The 16,685-nt window shown below is 31.9% G+C and carries 12 protein-coding genes, 2 pseudogenes and 1 riboswitch; of the genes and pseudogenes, 1 reads left to right on the top strand and 13 read right to left on the bottom strand.

Annotation, left to right across the window (positions count from 1 at the left end; all coding sequences use genetic code 11):
- Positions 1–83: 83 nt before the first annotated feature.
- The 6 genes from G6N05_RS13500 to G6N05_RS13525 all read right to left on the bottom strand — a co-directional run bounded on the left by G6N05_RS13500 (position 84) and on the right by G6N05_RS13525 (position 6,198).
- Positions 84–1,166, bottom strand: coding sequence for a bifunctional 3-deoxy-7-phosphoheptulonate synthase/chorismate mutase type II (locus G6N05_RS13500; RefSeq protein ID WP_166130608.1), 1,083 nt, complete (start codon positions 1,164–1,166; stop codon positions 84–86).
- A gap of 30 nt (positions 1,167–1,196) precedes the next feature.
- Complete coding sequence (locus tag G6N05_RS13505; RefSeq protein WP_166130612.1) at positions 1,197–2,342, bottom strand: pyridoxal phosphate-dependent aminotransferase; 1,146 nt, start codon at positions 2,340–2,342, stop codon at positions 1,197–1,199.
- Complete coding sequence (locus G6N05_RS13510; RefSeq protein WP_166130615.1) at positions 2,339–3,166, bottom strand: prephenate dehydratase; 828 nt, start codon at positions 3,164–3,166, stop codon at positions 2,339–2,341. The genes G6N05_RS13505 and G6N05_RS13510 overlap by 4 nt, the downstream gene beginning before the upstream one ends.
- 208 nt (positions 3,167–3,374) lie before the next feature.
- Positions 3,375–4,058, bottom strand: a complete 684-nt coding sequence (locus tag G6N05_RS13515; protein ID WP_166130618.1) for an SDR family NAD(P)-dependent oxidoreductase — start codon at positions 4,056–4,058, stop codon at positions 3,375–3,377.
- Positions 4,059–4,197: 139 nt separating this feature from the next.
- Entirely contained in the window at positions 4,198–5,505 is a 1,308-nt protein-coding gene (locus tag G6N05_RS13520) for an ABC1 kinase family protein (RefSeq protein WP_166130621.1), read from the bottom strand.
- Positions 5,506–5,520: 15 nt separating this feature from the next.
- Positions 5,521–6,198, bottom strand: a complete 678-nt coding sequence (locus G6N05_RS13525) for a TetR family transcriptional regulator C-terminal domain-containing protein (RefSeq protein WP_166130626.1) — start codon at positions 6,196–6,198, stop codon at positions 5,521–5,523.
- A 117-nt stretch (positions 6,199–6,315) separates the two neighbouring features.
- Between G6N05_RS13525 and G6N05_RS13530 the strand changes: the two are divergent.
- Positions 6,316–6,969: pseudogene (locus tag G6N05_RS13530) on the top strand (ATP-binding cassette domain-containing protein); the annotation flags it as partial.
- A 173-nt stretch (positions 6,970–7,142) separates the two neighbouring features.
- Here G6N05_RS13530 and G6N05_RS13535 read toward each other — a convergent pair.
- The 7 genes and pseudogenes from G6N05_RS13535 to G6N05_RS13565 all read right to left on the bottom strand — a co-directional run bounded on the left by G6N05_RS13535 (position 7,143) and on the right by G6N05_RS13565 (position 16,362).
- Complete coding sequence (locus G6N05_RS13535; protein ID WP_166130629.1) at positions 7,143–7,538, bottom strand: tetratricopeptide repeat protein; 396 nt, start codon at positions 7,536–7,538, stop codon at positions 7,143–7,145.
- Between the two features lie 301 nt (positions 7,539–7,839).
- On the bottom strand, positions 7,840–8,283 hold the full coding sequence (locus G6N05_RS13540; RefSeq protein ID WP_166130633.1) for a hypothetical protein: 444 nt from the start codon (positions 8,281–8,283) through the stop codon (positions 7,840–7,842).
- A gap of 145 nt (positions 8,284–8,428) precedes the next feature.
- Entirely contained in the window at positions 8,429–9,385 is a 957-nt protein-coding gene (metF, locus tag G6N05_RS13545) for a methylenetetrahydrofolate reductase [NAD(P)H] (RefSeq protein WP_166130636.1), read from the bottom strand.
- An 87-nt stretch (positions 9,386–9,472) separates the two neighbouring features.
- Entirely contained in the window at positions 9,473–12,151 is a 2,679-nt protein-coding gene (gene metH / locus G6N05_RS13550; protein ID WP_166130640.1) for a methionine synthase, read from the bottom strand.
- 229 nt (positions 12,152–12,380) lie between these two features.
- Complete coding sequence (locus G6N05_RS13555; protein ID WP_166130643.1) at positions 12,381–13,421, bottom strand: homocysteine S-methyltransferase family protein; 1,041 nt, start codon at positions 13,419–13,421, stop codon at positions 12,381–12,383.
- A gap of 113 nt (positions 13,422–13,534) precedes the next feature.
- A riboswitch (SAM riboswitch) is annotated at positions 13,535–13,643 on the bottom strand.
- A 149-nt stretch (positions 13,644–13,792) separates the two neighbouring features.
- Positions 13,793–15,337 (bottom strand): annotated as a pseudogene (locus G6N05_RS13560) (ACT domain-containing protein); the annotation flags it as partial.
- A 41-nt stretch (positions 15,338–15,378) separates the two neighbouring features.
- Positions 15,379–16,362 carry an alpha/beta fold hydrolase gene (locus tag G6N05_RS13565; protein WP_166130650.1) on the bottom strand — a complete coding sequence of 328 codons (984 nt, stop codon included), beginning with the start codon at positions 16,360–16,362 and terminating at the stop codon, positions 15,379–15,381.
- Between the last annotated feature and the right edge of the window lie 323 nt (positions 16,363–16,685).

The raw sequence follows: 16,685 nt of genomic DNA on the forward strand, positions 1-16,685 counted from the left end.
AGAAGTTAGAAGCTAGCAGCTAGAAGTTTGATTCTAATTAATAACTCCATTTGTTAATTGAAACAAAGATAGTATTTCTTCTTTTATTTGTTAATTATTTTTTCTTGATGTGCGATACTTTCTTGGTGAATGGCTTTGTAAATTCTTAAAACGAAATCTTCATTTAAACCTTTGTCTTCTCCATCTAAAATCATTCGACCTAAAATTTCATTCCAACGTTTATTTTGCAAAATGGCCACGTTTTTCTCTTTTTTAAGTTGTCCGATTTTTTCGGCTAACTTCATACGTTTACCTAAAATCTCAATTAGTTTTGTATCTAATTCATCAATATAAGCACGTTGCATCGCCATGGCTTTGTTCCATTCCGCGTTTTCATCCGTTTCTTTTCTCATTTTCAAATCGATGAAAATTTGTTTCAAAGTGGCTGGTGTTACTTGCTGAGCCGCATCACTCCAAGCATTATCTGGATCAGTATGTGTTTCAATAATTAATCCATCGTAATTTAAATCTAACGCTTGTTGCGAAACTTCCTGAATCATATCACGTTTTCCTGTAATGTGCGAAGGATCACAAATTAGCGGTAAATTAGGGAATTTGTTTTGCAAGTCAATCGCAATTTGCCATTCTGGATTGTTTCTGAATTTTGTTTTTTCGTACGTTGAAAATCCTCTATGAATGACACCTAACTTTTTAATTCCAGCGTTATATAAACGTTCTACACCACCAATCCATAAAGATAAATCAGGGTTTACAGGATTTTTTATCAAAACAATTTTATCCGTATTTTGTAAAGCATCAGCAATTTCCTGAACGGCGAATGGGTTTACAGTCGTTCTTGCTCCAATCCACAACACATCAATATCATGTTCTAAAGCCAACTTCACATGTTGTGCATTAGCGACTTCCGTAGCCATTAACAATCCCGTTTCGGCTTTCGCTTTTTGCAACCATTTTAGTCCGATTTCACCAACACCTTCAAAACCACCTGGACGCGTTCTTGGTTTCCAAATTCCTGCACGGAAAATAGACACATCTGAATTTTTCAATTCGTGTGCAATTTTCAATACTTGTTCTTCCGTTTCTGCGCTGCATGGTCCAGCTATAACTAGTGGATGATTTAAATTAAAATCGACCAACCATTGTTTATGTTCTTTTGTAATTTCCATAATATAATTGTTTTGCAAAGGTAACTCCTTTTATATTTTATTTAATATTTCTTTAATTTTTTCTTCTGAAACGCAAAGCGAAAAACGAATATAGTTTTCACCATTTGAACCAAATATTGTTCCGGGCACCACAAATAAATCTTTCTCTCTCAATAACGTATTGACAAAATTTTCTGCAGATTTTTCTCCCTTTGGAATCTTCGCCCAAACAAACAATCCTACACTATTTACATCATAAGTACAATTCAATTTATCTGCTAATTGAAAAACCAATTCTCGTCTTTTGCCATACATTTCATTCAACTCATTAAACCATTCTTTTCCAGATTTTAAAGCTTCGATGGCTCCTTTTTGAATGGCATAAAACATACCGCTATCCATATTGCTTTTCACTTTTAAAATTGCCGAAAGTAATGTCGCATTTCCGCTCACCATTCCGACACGCCAGCCCGCCATGTTAAATGTTTTACTCAACGAATTCAATTCCAAAACCACATCTTTTGCTTCTTTAATTTGCAATAAAGAAATCGGATTATCGTTTAAAACGAAACTATACGGATTGTCGTTAACCAATAAAATTTGATATTTTTTAGCAAATCGTACTAATCTTTCAAATAAATCAGAACTTCCTTTTGCACCCGTTGGCATGTGTGGATAACTTACCCACATTAATTTCACTTTAGATAAATCTTGTTTTTCTAAAGCTTCGAAATCGGGTTCCCATTTATTGTCTTCTTTCAAATCATAAAAAACTGACTTTGCTCCTACCAAATTCGTAACCGATTCATAAGTCGGATAGCCTGGATTTGGAATTAACACTTCGTCACCCACATTTAAAAAAGCCATAGAAATGTGCATAATTCCTTCTTTCGAACCCATTAGTGGTAAGATTTCCGAATCTGGATTTAGCATCACATCAAATTGCGTTTTATAGAAATTAGCCATCTCATTTCGCAGTTCAGGCAAACCTTGATAACTTTGATATTCGTGTGCTTTCACGTCAAATAATGCTTTTTGAATTGCCAACATTACCCTATCTGAAGGTGCGCAATCTGGACTACCAATTCCCATATTAAGAATCGGTTTACCCTCACTTACTAGCTGAGTCACTTCTTTTAATTTTCTTGAAAAATAGTATTCCTGAACACTATGTAATCGATTTGCTGTTGGTATCATTGTTCTCCTTTCCTATATTCGCCTAACACTTTGAAATGCGTGGTCATTAGTTCTAAAATTTCTTTTGCTTTTTCGTAATATTCATATTTTTCAAAAATCACATCTACAAAAAACGAATATTGAAAAGGGGTTTCTATAATGGGTAACGATTGAATTTTAGTGAGATTAAGTTGGCAAGTATTCATTATATTCAAAACAGCTGCTAAAGCTCCGGGAAAATCTTCTAATTCAAATTTGATTGAAGCTTTATTGATTTTTTCTTTAGGAAACTCTTTATTTTCATTCTTCAAAATCACAAATCGGGTTTTATTACTTTTTATGGTATGAATTCCGGCTGCAATAATTTCTAATCCGTACATTTCTGCTGCAATTGGCGCGGCAACTGCTCCAATTCCTTTCAATTGTTGTTCTTGAATTCGTTGAGCAGTTTCGGCGGTATCTACACTTTCAACTAACTTTATATGTGGATATTGACTAAAGAAAACAGCACATTGTAAAAGTGCAATTGGATGTGAATGTACTTCCGTAATATCTTCAATTTTTTGACCTTTTAACACCATTAAGTTCATATGAATATCCAAATAACATTCCCCAATAATGTGTAAATTATTTTGGTCAATTAGTGCATAATTTGGAATAATGGAACCTGCAATAGAATTTTCTAAAGCCATGATTCCTTTATGTACTTGATTCTTTTTCAAACTTTTAACCAAATCAGGAAACGACAAACATTCCTCCAACTCAATATTAGATTGAAAATAGTTTAGTGCGACTTGATGGTGAAACGAGCCTTTGATTCCTTGAATTGCAATTTTTGTTTCCATATGGGCAAAAAAAAATCCCGATTTACATCGGGATTGTTTATATATAGTTAATTATCTTTTTAATTTATCATCAAATAACACCATAACAATCCCTGTCCTCGTTCCAGAAGAAATAAAAAGAATTGTTATAAAATGTAGAATTTGTGTTCATTATTTTGTTATCTAAAAAGCAAATGTAGAAAAAAAATTGATATAACCTAAAAAAAAATTAATAACTTAAACTAACTAAGCCGTTATCTTGTACAATTATTTGTCCGGTTATTCCGTTTGAATCTTCTGAAAGTAAGAAACATGCCGTTTTTGAAACATCAATTGGATTTAAAATTCGTTTTAAGGGATGTTTTGCAATCATGTTTTCTTTAATTTGTTCTGAACGTAAAATTCCAGCTGCTAAAGGTGTATCAATTAAAGAGGGCGCGATGGCATTCACTCTAATTTTTGGTGCAAATTCTGCCGCTAAACTTTTCACTAAACCTTCTACTGCTCCTTTCGCTGCAGCAATACTAGCATGATATGGCATTCCTGATTGCACCGCAACTGTACTAAACATTACAACGCTTGCCTTTTCCGATTTTTTTAAGGTTGGTAAATAATGTTGAAACGCTTTTAAGGCTCCGAAAAAATTTACGTTTAAATCGGCATTAAAATCTTCTAAACTCAAGCGATTGAAAGGTTTCAAGTTGATACTTCCCAAACAATACACCAAACCATCAATAGCTTCTATGGTTGGTAATTCATCTGTTAGCGCATCTAATTGATACCAATTTCCATTAAATGTATAGGTTGGTTCAGAACGAGAAATAACGTGACAAAAGTTCCCTTTTTCAGATAATTCTTTTACGATTTGTTCCCCAACACCTTTGCTTCCGCCAATTATTAAGTAGTTTTTCATTTTTTTACCTTTAATAGTTTTATTTTTTTCACCATTAAGAAATTAAGTTAATTAAGAACAATCAAAAGATGTATTAGAATCAATTCATAAAACCAACATAACTTAATATTCTTAATTTCTTAATGGCGTGTATGTAACATTAACTTAAATATTTCTCAAAATCGTTAATTTTAACTTTTGCTTTGATATCGAACATCAAACTATATAGACCAAAAAACGTGCGGTTTACATATATAAAATGTTTGGAACCTCTGTTTCCATTCATTTTTCTTAATGTTTTATCGCTTGCGAATTTTTCACTTAATGTTGCAATATCATTCTGAAATTTCAAATCCGCAAAATCAAACTCAACTTCATTTATGGGTCTGGTAAATACAGATAATAATTCGTGAAACAAATCTGTAAAAAATTTTAATTCTTTTGGTTTATCCGTAGTTTTTAAAATTTCTAATTCGTACAATTTTTTTGAAAAATAGTCCATATCTTTTAATGATTCTGGTGTAGAAACTTCAAAATATGGCACGTAGAAATCATTTGGAATTTCTTTCATACAACCAAAATCGATGGCAATTAAATTGTCGTTTTTATCCACTAAAAAGTTTCCTGGATGCGGATCGGCGTGAAATTTTTTCAATTGGTGAATTTGATACATGTAAAAATTCCATAACGTTTGTCCTACTTTATCACGTTGTTCTTGAGAAGCATCGCTCGAACAAAATTCAGATAAATGAATCCCATTCATCCAATCCATTGTGATAATTTTATCTGAAGAAAACTCAGGATAATAATGTGGAAATAACAAGTTTTCTATTTTCTCACAATCTTCAATGACTTTCATCGACTGCGAAATTTCCAATTTATAATCGGTTTCTTCTGTTAATTTCTCTTCTACTTCTTGAAAATACTCATCAGAAGTTCCCTGTAAATTGAACATTCTAATGGCAATTGGTTTTACTAAAGCTATGTCTGAACTAATACTTTCACGAATACCAGGATATTGAATTTTTACGGCTAATTCTTTTCCGTCTTTCTTTGCCTTATGTACTTGACCAATACTTGCAGCGTTTATAGAATCTGGGGAAAAACTATCAAATAATTCTTCTGGATATTGTTTGAAATACGTTTTGAATGTTTTTCGAACTAAAGGCGCTGATAATGGCGGAACAGAAAATTGCGACAACGAAAACTTATCTACATAAGATTGAGGCAACAAGTTTTTTTCCATGCTTAGCATTTGTGCTACTTTTAACGCACTTCCTTTTAATTCTTTTAATCCATCATAAATATCAGAAGCATTACTTTCATGTAATTTGTCTTTTGTTAAAGACGGATTGACAACTTTTTCGCCGTAATATTTTAGGTAATTTCCTCCAACTTTCACACCAGTGGTAACCAATTTAGTTACACGCTCCATTTTTCCTGTTGGAATACTGTCTATTTTTTTCATTGTTTTTTTTTGAATTTATGATTTAGAAAACATGCCATTCATTTGTTCTTTCCATAAAAATTTCCCGAAATCAATTACACTTTGAGTTGGAATGTTATAGGCTAAATCGAAACTTGCTTTTACTGATTTTTCTATGAAAACATCTGTTTTTTCAAAATTTGATGATTCGTCGTTCATCCAGAAATTGAAAATCGAAAGAAATTGTAACCAAGAAGCTTCTTGTAAAACTTTGTCTTGAATTTTCACGACCGTTTCTTGATCAATTTTAATAGGTTTTTCTAAAATAGTTAAGGCAAAATCCAAATATACTTCACGAAGTTTTGATAACTTCCCTAGATTTTTCATAGGATTTTTGTCTTGTTTCAGTAAATAAATCACAAAACTTCTGTTTGCCGTTGCCATTTCGAAAAAAGTAAAATAAAATGCTGATAACTTGTCCGCGCTTTCATACGATTGATAGGCTTCGTTTTTTTCTAATAATTCTAAAGTATAAGCAAACATGGAAACAAAATATTGCTTTTCTAAAAAATCAAAAGAAGCAAAAAATTGATAAAAATCGCTTTCTTCCATAGTGTTTTGCTTGGCAAATTCATAAACCGAATTTGGTTTTTTACCATGCGTTAAACAATAATCTGTATATGCAGAAACAATTACATCCTCAGTAATTGCTTTCTTTTTTTTTGGTGCAGCCATAATATTATTTTTTTGTTTAACAAAAGTACGAAAAATGTAAACAACAAAAACAACATTAACTTAAATTTATCTATAATAGTATTGCATTTATTTATTATTTTTGTTGAAAACAAGAATATGTCAATAGAAGTAAAAAACATAACCAAAACATACGGATCACAAAAAGCGTTAGATAACGTAAGTTTTTCTGTAAACAAAGGCGAAATTGTAGGTTTCTTAGGTCCGAATGGAGCTGGAAAATCGACTTTAATGAAAATATTGACAACTTATTTAACCGCAGATGAAGGCGAAGCGACCGTAAATGGTTTTGATGTCACGACTGCTCAAAAAAGCGTACAACAATCTGTTGGCTATTTACCAGAACACAATCCGTTGTATTTAGATTTATATGTTCGTGAGTATTTAGAATTTAGCGCTGATGTACATAAAACGGACAAATCTCGAATTCAGGAAGTGATTGAATTGACAGGTTTGACTCCTGAATGTCATAAAAAAATTGGTGAACTTTCTAAAGGATTTCGTCAGCGTGTTGGTTTAGCTACGGCTTTACTTCACAATCCGGATGTGTTAATTTTAGATGAACCGACTACAGGTTTAGATCCAAATCAGTTGGTGGAAATTAGAGAATTAATTAAGAATATTGGTAAAGACAAAACCGTATTTTTATCTACACATATTATGCAAGAAGTGGAAGCTATTTGCGATAGAATTATTATTATTCACAAAGGAAAAATTGTGGAAGACGCTCAACTTGCGGATTTAGGCACTAATTTAGAAAAAGTTTTTAGAGAGAAGACGAAGTAATGGTCGATTTGACAATTAGTCAATGTGCCAATACATATATTCCAATTCAAAATCAATTATTTCAATAGTTTGCAAAAAAAAAATCTCTTCATAAAACTAAATTTACGAAGAGATTTTAAAACAATCAACGCATTAATTGTTTAATGTCTTTCTTGATAAGTAACGTATCTATTTCTTAATCTGGTAAAGTCATTATATAATTCGACAATTGTGATATCAGATAATTTAGCATCTAACACTTGACTGTAAATCAAATCTTCTTCTGTTAATCCATATTTCTTAATTGAAGTCTTTAAGGTTTTAACTGCCATTTTGGTATCGTTACTTTTAAAATAGCAATTTGCCAATTCAAAATACACTTCTTTTAAATTGTCATTTTTAGCTATATTAACATAAGCTTTGTACGATTTAATAGCTGCATCATAATCTTTATCTAAAGCGAATTGCCTTGCTTCTTTCAAAAGTAAATCTTTGTCTTTTGCAAAAGTTATTTGACCTACAAATAACATAACGAATAGGAAGATAATTTTTTTCATAATACACAGGGATTTGGATTACATATTCCTAAAGTTAAAAATATATTTTTAATCTACCAAAAGTGAAACCCTCCTAAAGCCCCGTATTTAAGCTTTACAAAATTGTTTTTTGAATCTTACACTAACTATTCAGCAATATTGTTTCATTTCATTTTCTGATTCTGCATAAAAGATAGCATAACAAGTAAAAATGCAACAATATGATAAAAATTCGTTTTCTATTAAAAAAATAAAAAACCTCAATAAATTCTTACGAATCTAAAGAGGTTTTTATACTTAACTATTCTTAATTTAACTAAACTTATTTTGTTTTTAACTCGACAGTATTGTTTTCAACATAAATGTCTACGTTATTTAATCTTTTTATGAATTGTTTTCTCAAAGTAGTATACTCTGGAAAAATATCAGCCCAAGCTACTTCAAACAATTTTTTATCTAAAATAGTACTGGTTTCTAAATCTTCTTTAGTGGCACCATATCTTGAAATGGTTTCTTTAACCACTTTAAATGCCATAAAATTATTTTTATTTAGAAAATAACAGTTGGCTATTTCATAATAAATATCTTTTAAATTTACTGCTTCGTTTTTAAACAACTTTACATACGAAACATATTCTTTTATAGCTTGGTTATAATTTTTACTTTCTTTTAATTCTCTAGCGCGATTTAAAACTTCATCTCTATCGTTTGAAAATCCAAATTGAAACGATAAACTTAACAATAAGATTAGTATTACTTTTGCCATGATCTTGGGTTTTAAATTAATTGTCACGAAAATAACAAAATCAAGAAATCAATAATAACTTTATCGTTATAAAGCTTAAAAATTCGCTAAAAAACAAAATACAACTAATTAAAAACCAATGTGTTAAAACAAAACCTGTTTAGTATTAAAATATTTTACTTGCAATTGCTTTAATGTTTTCCGCTTTACCCATAGAATAATAATGCAATACTGGAATTCCAGCAGCAACTAATTCAGTACTTTGTTGAATGCACCATTCGACACCAATTTCTTTAACCGCTTCGTTATCTTTTGCTTTTACAACCTCCATAATTAAATCGTCTGGTAATTCTATACTGAATCGGTGTGGAATTAAATTCAATTGTTTTTTAGTTGCGATAGGTTTCAATCCTGGAATAATTGGAACGGTAATCCCAGCTGCTCTGCATTTTGCTACAAAGTCGAAAAATTTCTGATTATCGAAAAACATTTGTGTAATGATGTAATCCGCTCCGTTTTTAATTTTTTGCTTTAAGAAATGGATGTCGCTATCTAAACTTGGTGCTTCCATATGCTTTTCTGGATAACCCGCTACTCCAATACAAAAATCAGTTTTGGAAGAATTTTGTAGATCGGCATCTAAATAAATTCCTTTATTTAAATCATTAATTTGCGAAACCAATTCTGAAGCAAAAGCGTGACCTTCTTTTTCAGGTTTGAAGTAAATTTCACTTTTAACCGCATCACCACGTAGCGCTACCACATTATTAATTCCTAAGAAATCTAAATCGATTAATAGATTTTCAGTATCTTCTTTTGTAAAACCACCACATAAAATATGCGGAATTGCATCTACAGCATATTTATTTTGAATTGCTGCGCAAATTCCAACCGTTCCAGGACGTTTCTTTACTACTTTTTTTTGCAATAACCCGTTTTCTAATTCTTTAAATTCATACTCTTCACGATGATAGGTAACATCTATAAAAGGTGGTTTGAATTCCATTAAAGGACTAATACTATCAAAAATAGATTGAATATTTTGTCCTTTTAACGGCGGTAATATTTCGAAAGAAAAAAGTGATCTTCCTAAAGCGTTTTCTATATGTTGTGTTACTTTCATTTGTGTGTCTTAAAGTTTGAAAGTCGAAAGTCGAAAGTCATAAGAATATTTCTTTAAGACTTTATGACATTTGACTTTATGACTATTTTAATCTGCAATATTTGGGTTAAGCCATTTCATGGCTTTTTCAGTACTTATGCTTCTTCTTTTGGCGTAATTAATTACTTGATCTTCTTTTATTTTTCCTAGTCCGAAATATTTACTTTCAGGATTTCCGAAATAATAACCTGAAACCGATGAAGCTGGCCACATTGCCATACTTTCTGTTAAGGTGACACCAATTTCTTGTTCTACATTTAATAATTTCCAAATGGTAGGCTTCTCTAAATGGTCTGGACAAGCAGGATAACCTGGAGCAGGACGAATTCCTTTATATTCTTCTTTGATTAAATCTTGATTTGAAAGATTTTCATCAGAAGCATAACCCCAAATTTCTTTACGTATTCTTTCGTGTAAATATTCGGCAAAAGCTTCAGCAAAACGATCTCCTAACGCTTTAACTAAAATCGAATTATAATCGTCTAAATCATCTTCAAATTCTTTTGCTTTCTCATCAACTCCAAAGCCAGTAGTGACACAAAAAGCGCCCATATAATCTTGTTTCCCGTTATTTTTAGGACTAATAAAATCAGCTAAAGCGATATTTGGTGCTCCTTTTGTTTTTTGAGATTGTTGTCTTAAAGTCAAGAAAGTTTCTAGAACTTTTCCATCATTTCCATACAATTCAATATCATCATCATTAACCTGATTTGCTGGAAAAATTCCGTAAATACCTTTGGCTTCCAACCATTTTTCGGACATTAATTGTGCTAACATTTTTTGAGCATCGGCAAACAAATCCGTAGCTTGTGTTCCTACTATATTATCTGTTAAAATTGCTGGATATTTTCCGTACAATTCCCAAGAACCAAAAAACGGAGTCCAATCTATATAAGGAACTAAATCTTCTAAGGCTACTTCAATTGTTTTTACTCCAATAAAATTAGGTTTTATAACATTATAACTTTCCCAATCCAATTGTAATTTATTGGCTCTAGCTTGCTCAATTGTTAAGAAATTTTTATCTCGTGAACGATTTAAAAAAGTTTCTCTAAATGCATCATATTCTGCACGAATTTCGCTTGCATATATTTTTTTATTACTATCTAAAAGGTTTCCTGCTACGGTAACCGCTCTAGAAGCATCGTTTACGTGAATTACCGTTTGACTATATTGTGGTGCGATTTTCACTGCCGTATGAGCACGTGAAGTTGTTGCTCCACCAATCATAACAGGAATTTTTAGTCCTTGTCTGTCTAATTCTTTGGCTAAATACACCATTTCGTCTAATGAAGGCGTAATTAAACCGCTTAAACCAATAATATCAACTTCATGTTCAATGGCAGCTGAGATGATTTTCTCTGGAGAAACCATCACTCCTAAATCGACAATTTCGTAATTATTACAAGCCAATACTACAGCAACAATATTTTTACCAATATCGTGTACATCACCTTTTACGGTAGCCATTAATATTTTTCCGTTTCCTCGTTTATCACCAGCTTCTTTGCTTGCTTCAATGAATGGCAATAAATACGCAACAGCTCTTTTCATTACTCGGGCTGATTTTACTACTTGAGGCAAAAACATTTTTCCACTTCCAAATAAATCTCCAACCACATTCATACCTGCCATCAAATTTATTTCGATAACTTCAATAGGTTTGGTTGCTGCTATACGAGCTTCTTCAACATCTTCTTCTATAAATTGATCAATTCCTTTTACTAAAGCATGTGTAATTCGGTCTTGAACCGAACCCGAACGCCATTCTTGAATTGCTTTTTCACCGCTTTTAACATCGCCTCGCACATTTTCTGCAAAATCCAATAATCTTTCCGTAGCATCATCTCTTCTGTTTAGAATTACATCTTCAACATGTTCTAGTAAATCTTTAGGGATATCATCATAAATAGATAACATTTCCGGATTTACAATTCCCATCGTCATTCCATTCTGAATCGCATGATATAAAAAAACCGAGTGCATCGCTTCACGAACAGTGTCATTTCCTCTAAACGAAAACGAAACGTTACTCACACCACCACTAATGTGTGCATGTGGTAAATTTTCTCGAACCCATTTCGTACCTCTGAAAAAATCTAAAGCGTTTAAGCGATGTTCTTCCATTCCAGTCGCCACAGGAAATATATTTAAATCGAAAATAATATCTTGAGGTGGAAAATTTACTTTGTTGACCAAAATATCATACGAACGTTGACAAATTTCAATACGACGTTCGTAATTATCGGCTTGACCAACCTCATCAAAAGCCATAATAATAGCTGCGGCACCATATCGTTTAATCAATTTGGCGTGATGAATGAAAGCTTCTTCTCCTTCTTTCAAAGAAATGGAGTTTACAACACTTTTTCCTTGTACAACTTTTAGTCCAGCTTCAATAATTTCCCATTTCGAGCTATCAATCATGATTGGTACTCTTGAGATATCTGGTTCTGAAGCAATTAAATTCAGGAATTTTGTCATAGCATAAACGCCATCTAACATTCCTTCATCCATATTTATATCGATGATTTGCGCACCACCTTCTACTTGCTCTCTAGCGATAGAAAGTGCTTCATCGTATTTTTCTTCTTTTATTAAACGTAAAAATTTTCTTGAACCAGTAACATTGGTACGCTCACCTATGTTAACAAAAACGCTTTCGGGCGTAATTATCAATGGTTCTAGTCCTGAAAGTTGTAAATTTATTCTTTTGTTTTTCGACATCTTCTTTTTTATAATCCTATGCGTTTTTACTTTAAAGTAACTGGCTGTTTATTCTTTTATAGTTTCTAGCAACATCTTTCCAAAAGATTTTACTTTTACTGAAATATAGATTTATTCTGTTCTCTTTTGACTGTATAAAATTTTCTATTTTTATTATTTTTATGATATTTTTCATTTCCTATTTACAAGTTATTCTTGCTTTCTTAAACCCGTTTAGGGTTTAAAAACACTAAATAGGTTGGTTTTGTTCTAATTTTCTTGGTTTATATTCTTTTGCTATTTCAGCAATTAATTTGATATGTTCTGGTGTTGTTCCGCAGCAACCTCCAATAATATTTACAAGGCTCTCATCCAAATATTCTTTAATAAGCGCTTGTGTTTGCTCTGGTGTTTCATCATATTCTCCAAAAGCATTAGGCAAACCTGCATTGGGATGAGCAGAAATATTGAATGAGGTGTTATGCGACAATGTTTTTAAATAGGGTTTTAATAAATCGGCACCTAAAGCACAATTAAACCCTACACTTAATAACGGAATATGAGAAACTGAAATTAAAAATGCTTCAACTGTTTGTCCAGATAATGTTCTTCCAGAAGCATCTGTAATTGTTCCTGAAACCATGACTGGAATGTCTAAATTCCTTTCTTCTTTCACTTCTTCAATAGCGAATAATGCGGCTTTAGCATTTAATGTATCGAAAATAGTTTCTACTAAAAGCACATCAGAACCACCATTAATTAAAGCTTCAACTTGTTGTTTATAGGCAATCCGTAAATCGTCAAAAGTTACGGCGCGATATCCTGGATCATTCACATCTGGTGACATTGATGCCGTTCTGTTTGTTGGTCCGATTGAACCTGCAACAAAACGAGGTTTCTCAGGGTTTTTGGCTGTAAATTCATCGGCAACTTCACGGGCAATTTTAGCGGATTGATAGTTAAGTTCGTAAACAAAATCTTCTAAATGATAGTCGGCCATTCCGATTGTCGTTCCTGAAAAGGTATTCGTTTCTACGATATCAGCACCTGCTTGAAAATATTTACGGTGTACTTCTTTAACAGCTTCTGGCTGTGTGATTGACAACAAATCGTTATTCCCTTTTAAGGAATGTGGAAAATCTTTGAAACGTTCGCCACGAAAATCCTCTTCTGAAAAATTGTAGCGTTGCAACATGGTTCCCATAGCACCATCAAGAACCAAAATTCTTTCTTTAATGGCTTCCAGGATGTTACTTTTAGATGTTAAAGTTGATGTGTTCGTATTTGACATTTTCAATGATATTATGTTTTATTTTAATTCTTCGTGCACTTGCTTTTACCCTCGTTACAATAGAACGTGAGTAAACTTAAAATTGATATCAGCGAAAAGTGGTGAAAATTTTCTGGTTATCTGTTTCCGATAAAAAAATCGGAATAGAATGTAGCACCTTCTACAAGAGTAGGGTTGCTAAGGTTTCGCTGGGTCTAATCCCTCCACCTTTCGTGATAACAATCATTATGTTTATGAACGAGACAAAGGTAATAAAAAAATGTAAAAAAGAAATATTTTCTAATTTTTAATTAAAAAAAGAGAATAAATAGTTTTTTATTCATTTAAAACAATAAAATCAAGAACAAAAAACTATAAAAATTTCTTTAAAGCTATATTTTATCGATAATTCTTAATATATCACCAAAAACGCCTCGAGCTGTTACAGACGCTCCTGCTCCTGCTCCTTGAATTACGATAGGTCTTTCTCCATACGATTCGGTATAAATTTCGAAAATGGAATCAGAACCTTTTAATTGCCCTAAAGCGGAACTTTCTGGGACAGAAACCAATTTCACCTCTAAATTTCCTTTATCTTGTTGTAAATCGCCAGACAATTCTCCGATATAACGCAAGACATTTCCTTTCTCTTGATTTTCTTTAATTGTTTTATAATGCGAATCCAAAAGATTTAAATTCTCTAAGAAATTGTTCGTAGTTAATGACCTCAACTCTACTGGAATTAAATTCTGAATATCTATTTCATTAAATTCATTTTGTAAATCTAATTCGCGAGCTAAAATCAGTAATTTTCTAGCTACGTCGTTTCCACATAAATCTTCACGCGGATCAGGTTCCGTGAAACCTAAAGCGATTGCTTCTTTCAATACTTCACTAAACGGTTTATCTTCCACAGAAAAATGATTAAAAATATAACTCAACGTTCCTGAAAACACGCCTTTAATTTTGGTGATATTTTCTCCTGAAAGATGTAACAACTTAATCGTATCAATTAAAGGCAAACCTGCACCAACATTCGTTTCGTATAAATAATTTTTTTGGTTATCTTGTAACACCTGACGAATTTCTTTGTAGAAACCATAACTTAACGTATTGGCAATTTTATTAGAAGAAACCACATCGAAACCACTTTCAATTAGTGTGACATAATTTTCTACGAAACTGCTACTTGCGGTATTATCCACTGCGATTAAATTTTCTAAATGATTTTCTTTCGCATATTTAATAATATCCTGAACATCATAAGCTTCTCCGTTAGTTGCGATTTCAGATTTCCAATTTTCATTGATTCCTTTTTCATTTATTACCAATTTTGTAGAATTCGCAATCGCAAAAATATTCAGTTTGATTCCTTTTTTAATTTCAATGTTTTTTGCTGAAGACAAAACCTGATCAATCAAAGTGGAGCCGACTAAACCATGACCAAAAATGGCAATATTTATTTTTTTTGTTAATCCGAAAATCTCCACATTAATTACGTTTAATGCGCGTTTTAAATCGGTTTTCTTCACTACTAAACTCACACTATTTCCAGTAATGATGTTGTTAAATAAAATGGGTGTGATTTTATTTCGAATTAAAGACGAGTACAACTTGTGAAACGTACTTAAATCTTGACCTGTAATAGAAATAGCTGCAATATTATTATCAACAGAAACTTTACTTACATCGCCAAAAATCAAATCATTTGCGAATTCTTTTTCCAAACCTTGCAAGGCTTCTGTGGCTCTTTCCGTGCTTACTACAATTCCGATTCCTCTTTCTGACGAACCTTGAGAAATGATGCTTACACTGATTTTATGATTTGCCATTACGCTAAAAATTCGCGCATCGATACCTGGTTTACCTAATAAACCTTTTCCTTCTAAATTGACTAAAGATACATTATCCAAAACGGATAATTCTTTAATTCCTTTGTACTTAAATCCTTTTTCTTCTGATTTTAAAATTGACATAATTAAATTGTGTGTTTAGAGTTAAATATTGTTTTTAAAATGTTGTTTAAACTTTCATATTCTATTAGGAAAGCATCGTGTCCGTGAATAGAATTTATTTCATGATAAGTTAAGTTTTTTGAAATATTGCTTAATAAATTATGCGTTTTGATATTCTCATTTGGTGCGAAAAAATAATCGCTATTAATTGCTATTTGATGAATTTTTGTCGGACTATTTTTTGCAAAATCTTGTAAATCGTTTTCCGTACTACTTTCTCCAATGGTTTTTAACAGATGATTCATTAATTTGTAGGCACTTAATTCAAATCGACTTGTTAATTTTTCACCGTGATGCAACAACCAGGATTCGACTTTATAACTATTTTGATTGTCATTTCTTTCCGAATTGAATTTCGCTGTTAGTGATTCTGGTGTTCTATACAATAACATGGCGTGCAATCTTGCATCATGAATTGGGTTTCTAGAATTATTCAGAATCGCATCTTGTACTAAAACATTTCCGATTAACCAATCGTTAGCTTTCCAATTTGTGGCGATTGGAACTAAATTCTGAATGGCATTTGGTTTTATAAAAGCCATTTCCCAAGCAATGGCACCGCCTAAACTTCCGCCTATAACCGCAAAAAGTTGATTTACTTTTAAATATTCTAAACCTTTCCAAAAAAGCGAAGCGATATCTTTTGTTGTGAAACTTTTATAATTTTCAATTAAATTTTCCGCATCATTATCGTACCCATTTCCTGGAATATTGAATGCGATTATCGTGTATTTTTTAGTGTCAATTACTTTGTTTTCTCCTACAACATCATTCCACCAACCATTTTCACCAGCTACATTTGAATTTCCGGTTAAGGCATGATTTACCAACACTATTGGTGCCATTCCAATCGGCAACCCAAAAGTTTGAAAGGATAAGTTGATTTTACAAACCTCACCCGATTGAAGTAAAAAGTTTGCTATTTTTATATTTTGTATTCTTTTCATTTTTTTTTTAACCTGCTATTATTTTTTTTGAACTAATACTCTTTTCATTGTGATTCTGAAACTAGTTCAGAATAAAAAACCCTTTTGGAACATTTACCAAAAGGGCTTATAGTTGAACTATAACAAAGAGTATCTCTTCCGCTTTTGGCAATATTTAATTGGTACACACATGCGCATCATCATTCGGCTAGTCATCATAAAACTGTTTGTTGTATTCATATTTTTTATTTCAATTGTATTTATAAAAAAGCCTCTGCGTTTTGGCAGAGGCTAAAGTTGCATTATTCTTAGTAGGTTAAGTTAAAATTATGCAATATCATCCT

The sequence above is a fragment of the Flavobacterium bernardetii genome, assembly GCF_011305415.1.
Lineage (GTDB): Bacteria > Bacteroidota > Bacteroidia > Flavobacteriales > Flavobacteriaceae > Flavobacterium > Flavobacterium bernardetii.

Excerpts from the sequence above, each read along its gene's own strand:
- G6N05_RS13500 (WP_166130608.1), bottom strand. The coding sequence starts at position 1,166 with ATGGAAATTACAAAAGAACATAAACAATGGTTGGTCGATTTTAATTTA.
- G6N05_RS13505 (WP_166130612.1), bottom strand. The coding sequence starts at position 2,342 with ATGATACCAACAGCAAATCGATTACATAGTGTTCAGGAATACTATTTT.
- G6N05_RS13510 (WP_166130615.1), bottom strand. The coding sequence starts at position 3,166 with ATGGAAACAAAAATTGCAATTCAAGGAATCAAAGGCTCGTTTCACCAT.
- G6N05_RS13515 (WP_166130618.1), bottom strand. The coding sequence starts at position 4,058 with ATGAAAAACTACTTAATAATTGGCGGAAGCAAAGGTGTTGGGGAACAA.
- G6N05_RS13520 (WP_166130621.1), bottom strand. The coding sequence starts at position 5,505 with ATGAAAAAAATAGACAGTATTCCAACAGGAAAAATGGAGCGTGTAACT.
- G6N05_RS13525 (WP_166130626.1), bottom strand. The coding sequence starts at position 6,198 with ATGGCTGCACCAAAAAAAAAGAAAGCAATTACTGAGGATGTAATTGTT.
- G6N05_RS13535 (WP_166130629.1), bottom strand. The coding sequence starts at position 7,538 with ATGAAAAAAATTATCTTCCTATTCGTTATGTTATTTGTAGGTCAAATA.
- G6N05_RS13540 (WP_166130633.1), bottom strand. The coding sequence starts at position 8,283 with ATGGCAAAAGTAATACTAATCTTATTGTTAAGTTTATCGTTTCAATTT.
- metF (WP_166130636.1), bottom strand. The coding sequence starts at position 9,385 with ATGAAAGTAACACAACATATAGAAAACGCTTTAGGAAGATCACTTTTT.
- metH (WP_166130640.1), bottom strand. The coding sequence starts at position 12,151 with ATGTCGAAAAACAAAAGAATAAATTTACAACTTTCAGGACTAGAACCA.
- G6N05_RS13555 (WP_166130643.1), bottom strand. The coding sequence starts at position 13,421 with ATGTCAAATACGAACACATCAACTTTAACATCTAAAAGTAACATCCTG.
- G6N05_RS13565 (WP_166130650.1), bottom strand. The coding sequence starts at position 16,362 with ATGAAAAGAATACAAAATATAAAAATAGCAAACTTTTTACTTCAATCG.